The sequence below is a fragment of the Paenibacillus sp. FSL H7-0690 genome, from assembly GCF_037980415.1.
In the GTDB taxonomy this organism is placed as follows: Bacteria; Bacillota; Bacilli; order Paenibacillales; family Paenibacillaceae; genus Paenibacillus_AQ; species Paenibacillus_AQ odorifer.
In genome coordinates this window covers 3,472,950-3,486,996 of the sequence record NZ_CP150281.1, presented here as the reverse complement: position 1 = coordinate 3,486,996, position 14,047 = coordinate 3,472,950, and the positions used below count along the sequence as shown (strand labels likewise).

Annotated in this window: 10 protein-coding genes; all 10 read right to left on the bottom strand. The window is 42.4% G+C overall.

Annotated features, from left to right (window positions below):
- Positions 1-92: 92 nt before the first annotated feature.
- The gene (locus MHI32_RS15370; protein ID WP_340010144.1) at positions 93-3,443 is read right to left on the bottom strand and encodes a glycoside hydrolase family 9 protein; all 3,351 of its coding nucleotides are present in this window, start codon (positions 3,441-3,443) and stop codon (positions 93-95) included.
- Positions 3,444-3,670: 227 nt separating this feature from the next.
- Complete coding sequence (locus tag MHI32_RS15365) at positions 3,671-5,413, bottom strand: hypothetical protein (RefSeq protein ID WP_340010142.1); 1,743 nt, start codon at positions 5,411-5,413, stop codon at positions 3,671-3,673.
- A complete protein-coding gene (locus MHI32_RS15360) occupies positions 5,410-7,086 on the bottom strand; it encodes a response regulator (RefSeq protein ID WP_340010140.1) in 1,677 nt (558 codons plus the stop codon). Before MHI32_RS15360 ends, MHI32_RS15365 begins: the two co-directional genes overlap by 4 nt.
- Positions 7,002-8,744 carry a histidine kinase gene (locus MHI32_RS15355; RefSeq protein ID WP_340010138.1) on the bottom strand — a complete coding sequence of 581 codons (1,743 nt, stop codon included), beginning with the start codon at positions 8,742-8,744 and terminating at the stop codon, positions 7,002-7,004. Before MHI32_RS15355 ends, MHI32_RS15360 begins: the two co-directional genes overlap by 85 nt.
- 142 nt (positions 8,745-8,886) lie before the next feature.
- Positions 8,887-9,483 carry an FAD-dependent monooxygenase gene (locus tag MHI32_RS15350; protein WP_340010136.1) on the bottom strand — a complete coding sequence of 199 codons (597 nt, stop codon included), beginning with the start codon at positions 9,481-9,483 and terminating at the stop codon, positions 8,887-8,889.
- Positions 9,476-10,099 (bottom strand): FAD-dependent monooxygenase, encoded by a 624-nt coding sequence (locus MHI32_RS15345; RefSeq protein WP_340010134.1) that lies wholly within the window; start codon positions 10,097-10,099, stop codon positions 9,476-9,478. The genes MHI32_RS15350 and MHI32_RS15345 overlap by 8 nt, the downstream gene beginning before the upstream one ends.
- Positions 10,100-10,104: 5 nt before the next feature.
- Complete coding sequence (locus tag MHI32_RS15340) at positions 10,105-11,292, bottom strand: MFS transporter (RefSeq protein WP_254848961.1); 1,188 nt, start codon at positions 11,290-11,292, stop codon at positions 10,105-10,107.
- Between the two features lie 73 nt (positions 11,293-11,365).
- Positions 11,366-11,935, bottom strand: coding sequence for a TetR/AcrR family transcriptional regulator (locus MHI32_RS15335; protein WP_081383283.1), 570 nt, complete (start codon positions 11,933-11,935; stop codon positions 11,366-11,368).
- 317 nt (positions 11,936-12,252) lie between these two features.
- Positions 12,253-12,594: a helix-turn-helix domain-containing protein gene (locus MHI32_RS15330; protein ID WP_036677218.1), complete on the bottom strand. Its 342-nt coding sequence runs from the start codon at positions 12,592-12,594 to the stop codon at positions 12,253-12,255.
- Between the two features lie 515 nt (positions 12,595-13,109).
- Positions 13,110-13,967 (bottom strand): hypothetical protein, encoded by an 858-nt coding sequence (locus MHI32_RS15325; RefSeq protein ID WP_339167805.1) that lies wholly within the window; start codon positions 13,965-13,967, stop codon positions 13,110-13,112.
- Between the last annotated feature and the right edge of the window lie 80 nt (positions 13,968-14,047).

Below are 14,047 nucleotides of genomic sequence, written 5' to 3'. Positions count from 1 at the left end.
CACTGTCTTACACACTCCCCACACCGTTGTTTAGGCGGTAATGGGGAGTTCAGGTTTTCACTATTGAGCCGTAACGTCAATTGTGACGTTACTTATTGAGGTTCTGTTCCCCACTGAAGAGCGCCTGCGATATAGCCAGTTGTATGGCTCCAATCGGTGTAAGTCGAATCGGTCGGATCGAAGGAGTAATCTCCCGTCTGCGTATAGTTCGTCCAATCGGTCTTGTTCATGCGGATCTGAAGCTCAATGCTGGCTCCAGCTGCTAAACTTCCGGCTCCGCTCGTAAAGCCGATTTCCAGATAATGATCAGCTCCTGTCAAAGGAGCCGGCAACTTGACGAAGGCGCCAGTTACGTTGCTACTGCCGACAGTGGACCAATCGCACCAGAAATTCTGGTCCTTCTCCCCATCGATCGTGTAATAATAATGAAGCTTCACGTCGGACAGATTGATGGCCGTGGTACCGGTGTTCTTCAGCTTTATCCGAGGGCTCAACGAATTGCTCGTTGCCGTAACAGGAGAATTGTACTGCTGCACTTTGATAGAACCACTTTCGGCAGTGGGGGTATCGACCACGGAGACCTCAAGATTCGCACTTGCTCCTGCGCTAAAGTTGAACGTCAGCGTCGTTGTTCCCACCGGTTGGGCAGCCAGATATGCCTTCTGAATCGTCACTGTCGTGCCTGATACGGTGTAGTCCGTACCAGCAACTAGGGCAGTCGTGCCATTATTAATGCCGATGAGTGTGTTATCGTTCAGCGTCAAGGTCACCGGAATGTCGGTCTGATTCGCGGTTTGCTTGTCAAAGGCAGCGGTCATCGGACTGATCGCCGAGTTAATAACCGACGAATCGTTCACAGCAACGGATAGCGTAGCAGATGAACCGGCGTTAAACAGGAAAGTGAGGTTCGCCTTGCCGATTGGCTGCTGCGCGAGATAGCTCTTGTGTAGAGTGACCGTGTTGCCCGAAACGGTATAGTCCGTGTCCACAACGAGAGATGTCGTACCGTTCTTAATGTCGGTGAGCGTGTTGCCGTTCAACGTTAGAGTCACCGGAATATCAGCTTGATTTGCTGTTTTCTTATCAAAGGCAGCAGTCGTTGGACTAATGGTCGAGTTGCTGCTATTTCCGGTTGCGAATGCGGCAATGAATACCAACCCTGAATTCCAATAAACGGTATGTTCATTTGTAGTCCATTCTTGGAAGTTATCGGTATAGTTTTTGGCTGCAAATCTTGATATCTGGTTTCCTACGGTTATGTCGTTGGAGTATTTATTCGGTCCTCCGACAAGATATCCCTTAGGTACACCAGGTAATCCATCTGTTCTATACATGATGCTGAACGGATATTTCACGCTGTTATCGCCGTAACCTGATACAAAAGATACGCCTACCGGGTTCTGGCCAAGAATCCAGTCTAACTGACTATTGTTAATCTCATTAATGATAGCGCGGTTGCTCTCAAAAGTTCCCAGTAACTTCGTACCGATGATCATTTCCATCGGTGTGTCCGCAACCTGCATGGTGATTCCCCAATAGTAGTTACCATCTTTTATGATGCTTTTCCAAGGGCTATCGTTATATCTGCTCACTTTGTCATTGAACCATTGCTGGAATTTATCCGAATACCAGCTTAAGACTCCGGAGTCCGGATTAGCGGCTTTCAGATAACTGAAGAAGCCTGTATTCCAGGTGTTTGCCCAACCACTGGCGAAATCAAGGGTATCCTCAAAAAATATTCCCATATCAGTGTAATTCGCCAGGAAATAATCATTGTATTCGGCATCGCCGGTCGATCGGTACAGGGAGCCTGCAGCCCACAGACGATTCGAAGCGTCATCCGTCACATCGTAAGGCCATCTGCCCGTGTTAGGTGTCCGAATATTTTCCGGATGTGCTTCCAGGTACCCCCATGCGTCTATTGCCGCATCCAAGCAACTTTGGGCAAAAACCGGATCAATATTCTGATAAATTAAGTAGGCATGTGCCAATACACCGGCTGCGGTAGCTGTATCGGCGGTCGTTTTGATATCAGTCCGCGAGCTTACCGTATCCTTATCGATAATTTCTCTGTCTACCATATTGTCATCATCCTGAAAGGTCACTCGAGCATAGAAACCGCCAGTTGCAGCATCCTGCATTTTGAGCATCCATTCCAGTTCCCACCTTGCCTCATCCAGGATGTCGGGAATGCCGTTTCCGCTCTCAGGAATATTAAATTGATTGTCTGTAAATTTCTCCGGCATCATTTCATAGGCCCAGAAGAGATCCGACAAGGCTTTGGCTCCTGCGTTAACGTACTTGCCTTTATCACCCGCATCGTACCATCCCTTGGAAACATCTTTTTTGATGGAAGGGTTAGACATTAAAGGCACTGCGGTGTCAGGGGTAAAATCTGTTCTTTGATAATTTTGAGTGTATGGGCTGGTAATATTAATCCCGGTTCTCTGGTAATAGAAGTATCTTGTTACGTCATTTAAAAAGGGTTCATAGATTTCGTTAGCTTCGCCGATAGTGAACTTGGGCGAATTCTGAAGACCCTGCACTGAAACATAATATTTTCCCGGAATCGTTAAATTTGTGAAATCGGCGGTAAAAATACACTCCCCGCTATCGATAGCATCATAATTTTTGGTGAGTACAAGCGTTCCGGAGTAAGCTGTCGAATTATTTGTGGCGTTAATAATGTTAAACGTAGTACCTGCATCGACCGTGAGCACATCCTCAAAACCGGTTACAAGCGCTTGCTTTACTCCATCTACGGGATACCCTAATTGATTGACCTTGATGGGGGCGTACTCTTTCTCCTTATCGGGAGACGTAACCCTAATGTCATTAAGCCACACTTTTAAAGGTTGAAAACCATTATTCTTGATGGATAATGCATCTATGGAAGATACATCAATTCCTTGGGAGACCTGAATTAGATCCTTTAACGGGATCTTCACATGGGTCCAACTTGTAGTAATGTTGACGTAGTTGTTAATGTTTACTGTAGTGGTAATTTCATTGCCGGCAGCTCTTTCGAATACCCGGTCTTTGAAGCCCAGTAAAAAGGACTCTCCGCCCGCATTTCCTTTGATATTAAACTCAAGGAATCCATTTGGATGATAAGAGGTAAAGTCATATGCTTTCCAGCCGGCAACCGTAATTAAAGCGTTGTACCAGGAAGGACTGGTAGGCGTCTTCGCATTCAACAATAATGAAGGCAATCCATTGTACATTGCTGTAGAATCAATGGGAAGCTTGCTGTTCTCCGTCTCCAATCCAAACCCGCTATCTCCTGCCCAGCCGTCGGATATATTACTGAATATTTGGTAATCTAGTAAGTCTCTCCACCCTGCAGGCGCTTCGGGGGTTGCCGCATTAGTCTTGATCGGATTTGAAAAAAAGATAGTCACAAACATAGTTAATGCCAGAAACACGCTTACTTTTTTCCTCATTACCTCTCCTCCTAAAAAGTTTTGTGAGCATAAACTGCTTCGCTCCGCTTCATACAAAAATCAGTTCGAAAGTTTACACTTAGTTAGTGAGAGTTACTCTATGATTAACTTCGTATACCATCACCTCTTTTTTTGAAAACGCTTTCTAATAAAATCATTTTAATTCACGAAGTTAATCCTGTTATATAGAAGAAATAAAGGAACATAGAAGAAAACAAGCCACAATATTATGGCTTGTTTTCCATGTACCAATTATTTACTTCTCTCGTGATTACGTCGCCGCCATTCTTGTAAAATTGGGCTACGAACTCATCAAAGTAGGAGATCGGCTTCTCGCCATAAATGATGCTCAGATAACTCTCCGTTGCGAGTTTCTGCAGGAACACTCCGTGTTTCTCCATCCCGTCCGTTAAAGGTCCGTGGTATCGGTTTGGGATTTCGAGTCCCTGCTCGGCAATCGCCACCCCAGCCGCCGTAAGTTGAGCTGAATTTAAACCTTTAATAGCTTGTTCGATCGGCGTCGTCACTATGGCTTCCGAATTTTCAGATAATTTTCTGATTGCATCCGCATTCATATAAGGCAAGGCTGGAGCGCCACCTGTCAGCGGATAGAGCATCCAGCGCATATCCATTGAAGACCCGTCCGCAAGCGGCCACTTATCATTCGGCACGCCTTCAGTGGCGAAATTGACAGTAATGACCTTGTCGTTCATGATCACATAATCGTAACCTTCGTGAAACCCTTGTGCGAATCGGGGATCGAAGTACGGGTCATCCGGGCCGAAATTTTTGGCAAGCAACTTGTTATAATAAGCGAACCAGACTTCCATATTCGTGAAATCCTTGCTGAACACCGTGTAGATACCGTACAACGGCTTTTGTGCCTTGCCCTTTAACCCATCTGGTCCGGCAGGAAGGGGGTAAGCCTGCCAAGCCGCTTCGGGATCGACCTTCACTGTATCGCCGAGCGGCCAGGCTCCCATCCAAAACGGGCCGAACATGACACCGGCCATTCCGTTAACCGCCAGTTCGGACGCTTGGCTCGGGTCCTGCATGCCTGCATCCCTGTCCATATAGCCCTTCGCCATCCAGGATGCCATCGTTTCCAGGTATTTCTTAGCATCCGGGTGTACGGCGCCAAAGATCAAGCTGCCCTTCTCGTCTTCATTCCAGAACAGTTTGATGTCAGACGTGCTAATCATCTGCCTTGAAAAAGCTCCGGAAATCGCATCTGTCTGCCCCATCCAGCTCCAGGGACCTTCCTTCAGCGGAACCGCTAGACCAACTTCGTCATCTTCGCCATTCCCATTAGGATCTTGTTCAGAAAATGCCTTCAGCACGTTCTCCAACTCACTTATCGTCGTAGGCGGGTTCAGCGACAGTTTCTCAAGCCAATCCTTACGGATCCACATGACCGTTCCCTCATCTCCTGCACTAAAACGGGGAAGTCCATATATCTTGCCGTCTTTGGTCACTTCTGCCATGGTATAAGCGTACTTCTCCAGCGCTTCTTTTAGCTTAGGATGAGCATACTTCTCGATGGCATCATCCAGCGGAAGCAACTTGTCGGCTTTGAGCAGATACTTCAGGATGTCTCCTTCAGCGCTAAGGGTGTCCGGCAGCTTGCCATTCACAGCCAGCGCGAGCCGAATTTTGGTATCTGCATCTTCGAACTTGCTGACAATCCAATCAAACTTCGTGACGATTCCCAGATTATCTTCCATCCAGCGGGTATGCACGTTGTCTGTAAGGCTTTCATCTGGCTTGAATGCGTTAGGCCGATTCTCGTCTACGATTCCTGTTGTGATCGTTATAGGCGGATCGTATTTAAAGTCCCATACCGGCTTCTTTTCCCCATTGGATGTACTGTTCTGTGCCGTTTTCCCTGTGCTACTTAAACAGCCGGAAACTAGCAGCACTCCGCTCAGAACTGCCCATAGAAAGATGGCCTTTCTTTTTTGCTTCTTCACCGGCCCAATCCCTCCATTCCCGATCGGTATCTGTCCCTGAATTCCTGGGGCGTCACCTGATAATAGTCACGGAATTTCCGAATAAACCAGTTAGTATTGGGATAGCCAATGCTTTCACCAATATGGTAGATTTTATTATTTGTATGCTTGAGCATCTCGCAGGCTTTGAGCATACGCTGCTCGTAAATATATTGGGATACGGTAGTGCCTGTGCACTGCTTAAAGATTTTTGACAGATGGTTAGGATGTACGAAGACGCGTTTGGCCAGCAAAGTAAGTGACAAGTCCTTGTCCAGCTCCTTCTGGATGTAGAGTTGCGTCTTCCGGACGATCACCTGGCTGTGGTCCTCGGTCTCCTCCCCTAGCTTATCGCGAAGTGTGCGTAGTAAGTCGAGCGCCCAGCTTTCCAGCTGCGACGCGTGCAGCATTGCTTTTCCTTTAACGAAAGCCGATTGCTCAGGAGTGAGCATTTGGGCCAGCGTCCTGCCACTGCGATTCGCGATATACTGGAAGGCATTGGAGAGAAAGAAAAAGACGTCGCGCATGAGGTAAGGTGAACCCGTATGCATAAGCGGTGACACGAACGCTCGGATCTTAGCTTCCGCCGCTTCCCATTGCTCCGTTTCCAAAAGATGTGTCAGCAGAGGCGTTTCATAGAGCTTGCGCATAAGACGCGCTTCCTCTTCATTCCGCTCTGGCACCTGTCCACCCGAAAAACTGTCACTATCCAATCGCGATTTAGCTGTCATATAACTAGCTTGCAGTTCTTCCGGGAATAGACAGTCGGTTTCCCCTACAGAAATTTCACCTTTAAGCAAACGCTGTACTTCTTGCTTTAATCGCTCTATCCGCTCAAGCACCCATTCCGGATCAGGTGGTGCTCCTGATAGGTCGTATACCAGAGCGAGCAGGTTTCCTTCATCATCCGCTGCCGACCAGCAGTCATAGCGGTCCATCAGCAATTCTTCCAGCATGTTTGTTACCGCGAACCGGATCAGTGACTGCGAATAGAGATCTTGTCCGTCGAAAGGGGAACCCAACCGGACAAGGCACATTGAGACGTGACCTGGTATCGGAAGAGGCAGGTCAAACAGCTTTAACTTCTCTGCAAGAACCTTCCCATTTAGATTTCCGCTGAGTACTTTGAGCAACAACCCTGCTTTCAGTTCTGCACTATTGTCTCGGTAGATACGGAAGCCCTGTTCGATTGATCGCTCCTGCTCAAGCTGTTTAATGATCCGGCCCATTGCCGTAAGTAACTGCTCGTCCTTCGCGGGCTTCATCAGGTAATCGAGCGCTTGCAGCTCAATCGCTTTTCGGGCGTAATCGAAGTCCGCATAACCTGTGAGCAGCAGGCACTTCAGCCCTGGAATACGAAGCCTGGCCTGTTCGATCAGTTCCAGGCCGTTCATGCGCGGCATAAGGATATCCGTCATAAGGATATCAATGGGGAAGGAGTCTATCAGAGCAAGTGCCTCGCTCGCGCTGTATGCCTTCCAAACGCGGGAGATACCAAGTGTCGCCCATGGAATCGTATCTGCCAGACTGTCCGCATAATGTTTCTCGTCATCAACTACAAGCAGGCTATTCAATGCTCTTCCTCCTTCGTTTCTTCTTTCATCCCCTGTCTCCAAATCAGCCTCACGTTTAGACCACCCAGTCTGGACGGGCAAAACTCAATTTGAGCGTCTGAACCGAAGTTGCCTTGCAGTCTTTGATATACGTTCCAAAGACCGCAGCCTGCATATTCGCTGGCCGGAATATGAAGCTCCATTTGCAGTTGGTCCATCCGTTCTTTATTTAATCCTTTTCCGTTATCCTCCACTTCCAAGTGCAATTGGTCTTCATTGACGTAAACTCTAATTTCAACCCGGCCTGGATATTCGACGTTCTCAAGTCCATGCACGATCGCATTCTCCACGATTGGTTGGATAAGAAGCCGGGGAATTCGCAGCTCCGCCAACTCTTCAGGCAGTTCGATGCTGTAGGACAGTGTCTCATTGCGAAGCCGTAGAATCTCGAGGTGAATGCGCACGAACGCCAGTTCTTCACCCAGGCTGACTCCTTGATTATCCATTCGCGTCGTATACCGGTAATAGTCGGCCAGATGATACGCCATGTCTATAACTGCCCGATTCTTTCCCATTTTGGTCATATTAATGATGAAACCCAAACAATTGTACAGAAAATGAGGATGGATCTGGGCTTGTAGCTGTTTTAGCGTGGCATCGCGCGCAAGGATACGCGATTGTAGGACATTCTCGATGAGATCTTGGATCTGCGTCGCCATCTCGTTAAAGTTCTGCATCAGGAACGTGAATTCATTGTTTGATTTCTTCGGTAGCCGGTACGCGTAATCGCCTTCCTTAATCCGCTGCACCGCACGCACAAGTTGGAAGATAGGTCGATGTACGTTCCAGTACAAGGCAGACGCGGCGGTAATACAGGATAGGAGCAAAATAATCGAAGAAGCTCCAAATAATAACCTCTGTTGCTTGATAGGTCCGATAATCTGGTTAAGTGGAACAGAATCGACGAGATGCCACTCAAGAATATTGGAATAATAATAGGTAATCAGATAAGGCCTGCCGTCGAAGGAATGAATTAAAAAACTTGAATTCCGGCTATTGATCCTGTCGCCTAATTCCGTGATAATTTGGTCCATCTTGGGCCCATCTGCGGATCGGCTGGCGATGATGGCATGTCCTTCTTTGTAAAAAAACGGGTTGTCAGAGTGACCAGATTTGTAGGTATCAAGCAAATTTTCGAAGCTCCACTTGTAGAGGTTAATGCGAACGGCAACATCCAGATCGTCCGGACGGGCTGGTTTGTAACCCGTAGTGACATAAGTTCGAGTAAAACCGGAGCCAATCTCCAAATCTTCGCTGTAGCTCCACCCTAGCGAAAATCGGCTTTCAAACTCTTTAAGGTCATATTCATAGGAGGGGGAAGAAGAAATACTATCGTCTCGTTGCGGGAAATAGACGGTCACGTCATTGCGCCAGTTGCCCGATGCGCTGGCCAGCGACAGCTTCTCTTGGATCAGCAGCCTTGTTTTCATTAGGGAATAATCGCTCATGTTGAGGTTGTAAAGGTACTCCAGCACGTTCGTGTCAACGAGCATAGGTGCGGAGACTAAGTCGAACTTCTCAATGCTGGCATCCAGTTGTGCCACGAAAAGCTCCATCCGGTTCAGGCTGGCTTTGATAAGCTCCTCCTGTATGACGTTGATGCTCTTAGAGGTAGAATAATAGTACAGCGCCACGACCGGAGTTAGCAGAATCAGCAACAACACTAACATTTTCTGAAAAATATTAAATTTGATCCGCATGGGATTTCCATCCTTGTTTTGTAATTACACCTCAACCTGTATTTTACAATGGATAGAAAGCGTTTTCTATACAAATTCTTTGCGTTTCAGCAAATTAAAATAACCTCATTCCCAATGAACTCTACTTAGGAATGAGGCTGCGTTAAAATTTGAAGGCATTATCAACCGTTATTTTAGGACTCCCCAAAAAGAATCTCCGCATTAAATATCTTGCGATCCTGCTATTTCCCATCAGTTTCATGCAGGCTAGCGAGAATTTTTTAACCCCTTTAGGGGATTTAACGGTCATGCTGATTATCAACTGTTGAGCAAAATGCACAAAACGAATTTCCCGATTACGAATGGGCTGCAAACGATCTAAACACTTGTATTCATGATTTGGCTCTAATTTTGATGCAACAATAAGTTCAGCAGCGACCAGCGCTGTTTCAAAAGCCAAGGACAATCCGATAGCTCCGAGTGGTGAGGAACAATGTGCAGAATCACCGATTAGAATACAACCCTTATTATGCCAATTGTCCACCATGAAAGTCTCTGATTGGATAGAAACAAACGATTTGAAATCAATGATCTTTTCAATGTCTTCTTTAAGCTCGGGAAAGGCCTTTATGAATTCAAGCTTTAATGGTTCGATGCCTTTGCTTTTTATGGAATTCCATTGGTCTTTCCTCATTGTAAAACCTATCTGCACACAATCAGAGGAATAAGGAAGCCCGATGAAGTTACTAAAATCAGACAATCTGAAAAGGAGTTTTTTGATTTAGCTTGAACTCATTAGTCGATATTTTGCACCAGATTAAATCAAAATCTTCTTTTTTATACTTAAAAGAAAAATCGCTTGTCTTCCTAACCGTCGACATCCGTCCATCCGCTCCGACTACTAAAGAAGCATGGATCGCAGTCATTTGTCCATCTACTAAGGCGTTTACTCCGACTGTTCGATTTGCACTTTTAATAGTTGAAGTGACCTTTGCGTTAAAAATGAGCTCAAAATTACTATAATCCTTTGCTAGATCATAAAGAAAAGTTAACAGGACGGATTGTTTTATTTTAATTGCGTAAGGTGCCTCCGGCATTTCTTTTTCATAATCAATTTGAGTGATATATTTCTTATTATTCCATATTTCAGCATTAAATAATTTTATATGCTCATACTTTTCAAGACGCTGTTCCAGATTCAACTCTTTCATGAGCCTTACAAATCGAGGTTGAAGAACTTCTCCTCTGAACTTGCGATTAAAGCTTGTTTGACTTTCCAGTACGGTAACTCTAATTCCGTTTTTGGCTAACAGCAGCCCTAGAAAGAGACCAGAAGGTCCACCACTAACATTGCAAATCTCCGTTTCTTTATTCATTCCTATCACTCTGTGGGTAAAGTAGCAGCCCGTTCATTTTTCACTACTGGAACCCTAGCCGATAATCTAAGAAAAAGAGAGATTAAAAAACCTAATAAAAGAATAGAACCTAATATAGTAAAGGATAACGAATAATTTTCTGTTTTTAGTAATTTCAAAGCTAATATCGGGCCTGTGCTAGCGCCTAGGAATAGAATAAATGCATTGAATGAAATCGCAGACCCTCTTGCATTTCCCCCTAATTGACTGACGATTGAGATGATAACGGGAGTTACCAGCGCGATACCAGCCACAAATACAACGCTCATTAGGACAAGAAGTGGCAGGTTCGTACTAAAACCTAGAGCAAGCAACCCAATTGCAGCTAAAGCTAAGCCTCCCCTTAGAACAGCGGCCATTCCAAGTTTTTGAGCAATTCTTCCGGAAAAGGGTGATAAAAGCATCCCCGCGATTCCAAATGCACGAATATAAAGGATATCCTGTGAGGAAAGACCAAACTTAGCTGAGCTTAAATAACTTCCCAAAACGGTGTACATGCCAACTAAAGTTAATAGAAGCATAAAGGTTATCGCAAAAGCCAAAAGCAATTGTGATTGTTTTAGCAGAATTGTCATTTGTTTAAACTTCCGCAGAACATTTTCTTTCGGTCTTAGCATTTCATCTTTAGGAAGGAACCTCATTACTATCACTGAAGTAATACCATACACAATTCCCAAAATAAAGAAAATAGCACGCCAGCCAAGAGCTTCGTTAACAATCCCACTAAAAACCTGGCCTACTATACCTGCCATTAACAGTCCTGAGCTTATAAATCCAACGGCTGTTAGTCTTTTATGAGGCGGGAACATCTCCCCTGCATACACTAGCGCAATAGGTGCAAAAGCAGCAGCCACTAGGCCTTGCACTCCTCTGAGCATAATAAGCCCGTAAAAACTATCCACAAATCCTAATGCAAGCGTAACTACGGTTAACCCAATAATGCTGGCTACTAAAAATACTTTACGTCCATATCTGTCTGAAAAAGGTCCATACAAAAGACAGCCCAGAGCATAACAAAGAGAAAATGAACTCCCAATCCAAGCCGCCTCACTCGAGCTAATCTGAAAGGCATGTGAAAATACTTCGGATAATGGAATTGTAATATACATGCTAGTTAAAATAACTAATCCACACCAAAATAAAATAATCGTCATTAATGAATAGTTCTTATTGTAATTCTGAACGTCTATCGTCTGATTCATAAAGTAAATATCCCCCGGTTTACTATTAATTTGCAACAGTGATGCCTTCCAAGACATGGATCAACAAATCGTTTATGTAATCCGCATCCGGAATTTGTTTATAGATGAGAATTTGAAAGTATATGGGACCATAAAGCAGATCTAAAGTTATATCAAGGTTGATTGCTGGTTTCAATTCTCCCATATCTATGGCTGCTTGGAGTAATTGTTTGGCTTCATTTCTTTTTGTCATTAAAAACAATACGTAAAAATCTTTCGCGATTTCTTCGCTCTCTGTAACTATAGTTAAAGTGGATTTCCCGATTTTGCTATTGAGGATACGAGCTAAAGCTTCAAGCTGTTGTTTGAAGTTATCCTGAATGGATTTATTACTATCAAATTCAAACTCTGATTCTACGGTCATTAGAAAAGCGTCCAGTACAAGACGCGCTTTATTTTCCCACCATCTATAGATGGTTGTTTTGCCTACTCCAGCTTGTGCTGCAATCGCCTCAATCGTTAAAGATGAATAACTGTTGGATTCTAACATTTCAAGTGTTGCAGTAAGAATCTCTTTTTTACTTCGAGGTTCTTTGTTTTTCACGTTCATATTCATTTCACCTCCTAGATGTTATTTAAGTTATTAAAAGGATGTAATTATAGAACGATACGTATCGTTTCATTTGTTACACTATCTTATATCATTTTCATAAAATTTAAAATAGTTAATTTGAAAATTATTATTTTCTGGATTTAGGCATGCGGTAGATGACGAAAAATAACTTGCGCATACAAAAATTAACGCTTCGGAATGGTCCGAAGCGTTAGTTTTCGTGAATATTTGCAATTAAGGATTCGATGACTAGTCCAGATACATCATTCCACTGATGATGGCTAAAACTTGAGCTACATCTGTTATCGGTGCAATATCCTTTAAAATTCTTTCCTTTGTTGGATAGATTCTTTTATCCAATCATTTAAAACGGATGTACTAACAAAAATTTCATCTCCGATTTTAATAATGGGAAACAACACACCGGTATATGCACCTTGTGTTTTCAACATTGTTTCTTCTGTAGTAATAATCTTGCGCACTTGAGATTCAGTGATGTTTAAATATTTAGCAGTTTCTTTAAGTGTCATTAATGGTTTATTTGAATATTCATTGTTAATTGTTGGACTTATAGATGACTGACTGCCTTTGATGATAAAACAACCAGTAATGATTGCAATTCCTAAAATTATTGAACTAATAACGTTACTAAGATTTTTCATAGATATTCCCCCGCTTATTTAGTTCTTGTAATTTTTGCAGCTAATAAACTTCTTAATTTTATTTAGTTTGCTACCTTTAATAGAAACTTGTTCGTTTTTTCAATAAAGCACCATTTCTAATTCTTATTGTAATACATCAGGAAAAGATGAGTGTTGTACTTAGTTACATATTACTCCTCAATTTTATTCGACACACCACATATTTTCAGCTGCTCTCATTTTAAAGTGAAATAACTAAAACGTTCAGCAAATCATTAGACCCATGAAGATTGTGATAAAAGACAAGCAAAGGGAACGCGATCGTTACAAAGTTGCATCTGGAGAGAAGTGCCGCTTATCATACTTCCATCGTAAAACACTCTGGATTAAACGAAAAATGTGCATATTACTATTCATTGTTTCTTTTCTTTTAGATTCTATATTAGCATTTAATACTTTTAGTATAAGCAACTATTACAAGTCATCTTCATGAAATAATTACTTATCTCCTATTTTTATATTAATAATATATTTTTCTAAAAATTAAAAAAACTTATTGGTGTAAATGGTGCTAAACTTTGTTCTTTATTATTATAAAGAAGTTTTATTTCTGGTTGAAAAACTATATTCTCCTTTTTCTTAATAATATAATTACATTTAATTTCATAAACTTTCAGTTCTTTTAAAATTTTTTTATCAACTTTATTTCTGAATTCTTCCTTAATTTCTTCCTCTGCATATATATCTGGATTAACTTCTACAGTAACAATTTCAATAAAACTCTTTACTTCTTTCGGATAAATTAATTCTGCTTTTATATCACTAGTAATAATATGATTTGAATCTAATATCTTATACGAGTATGAATACTCTTTATTTAGTGCTGTTACATTTTTAGGGGATATCGGAGATTCCATTACGGAAATTCCATTTTCCTCACCAGAATAAAATTGTAAATATACTGGACTAATATTTTTTTTAAAGGTTTTACTTCTTAGTTTTATTTTGATTTTATCAAAACCCAATTTTTCTAAACCTAATATCCTATCAGAATTTAACCTTATAGAAAATCCTTCTACTAAAAAATTCTGGTCAGTCAATTCCCATTCTATATCGTCTGGGCTAAATTCAATTTCATCCTTTTTTTCATTGGATAAAGTTATTGTTATATCCGATTTATTTAATTTTTCAAAAGTATCTTTTTTTAAATTTGATGTTGATCCAAATAACAGCAATGACGAACCATTATTTTCTGAATGTTTTATATTGATCGTATATATCCCAACTGCTTGGTTGAATTCTAGCTTATTTAGTATATTACTAATGCTATTAGATTCACACCCAAATACTATTAATAGAAGAGCTACTTCAATCAAAAACATTATTTTTTTCAAATAGTGTCAATTCCCTTCCAGTTATACAGATATAAAAAAGGAGTGAATAGTATGTATCCACTCCTTTTTTACATTAACTA

What these genes read in the sequence shown, in the direction of transcription:
- MHI32_RS15370 (WP_340010144.1), bottom strand. Translation starts at nt 3,443, where the DNA reads ATGAGGAAAAAAGTAAGCGTGTTTCTGGCATTAACTATGTTTGTGACT.
- MHI32_RS15355 (WP_340010138.1), bottom strand. Translation starts at nt 8,744, where the DNA reads ATGCGGATCAAATTTAATATTTTTCAGAAAATGTTAGTGTTGTTGCTG.
- MHI32_RS15345 (WP_340010134.1), bottom strand. Translation starts at nt 10,099, where the DNA reads ATGAATAAAGAAACGGAGATTTGCAATGTTAGTGGTGGACCTTCTGGT.
- MHI32_RS15340 (WP_254848961.1), bottom strand. Translation starts at nt 11,292, where the DNA reads ATGACGATTATTTTATTTTGGTGTGGATTAGTTATTTTAACTAGCATG.
- MHI32_RS15335 (WP_081383283.1), bottom strand. Translation starts at nt 11,935, where the DNA reads ATGAATATGAACGTGAAAAACAAAGAACCTCGAAGTAAAAAAGAGATT.
- MHI32_RS15330 (WP_036677218.1), bottom strand. Translation starts at nt 12,594, where the DNA reads ATGAAAAATCTTAGTAACGTTATTAGTTCAATAATTTTAGGAATTGCA.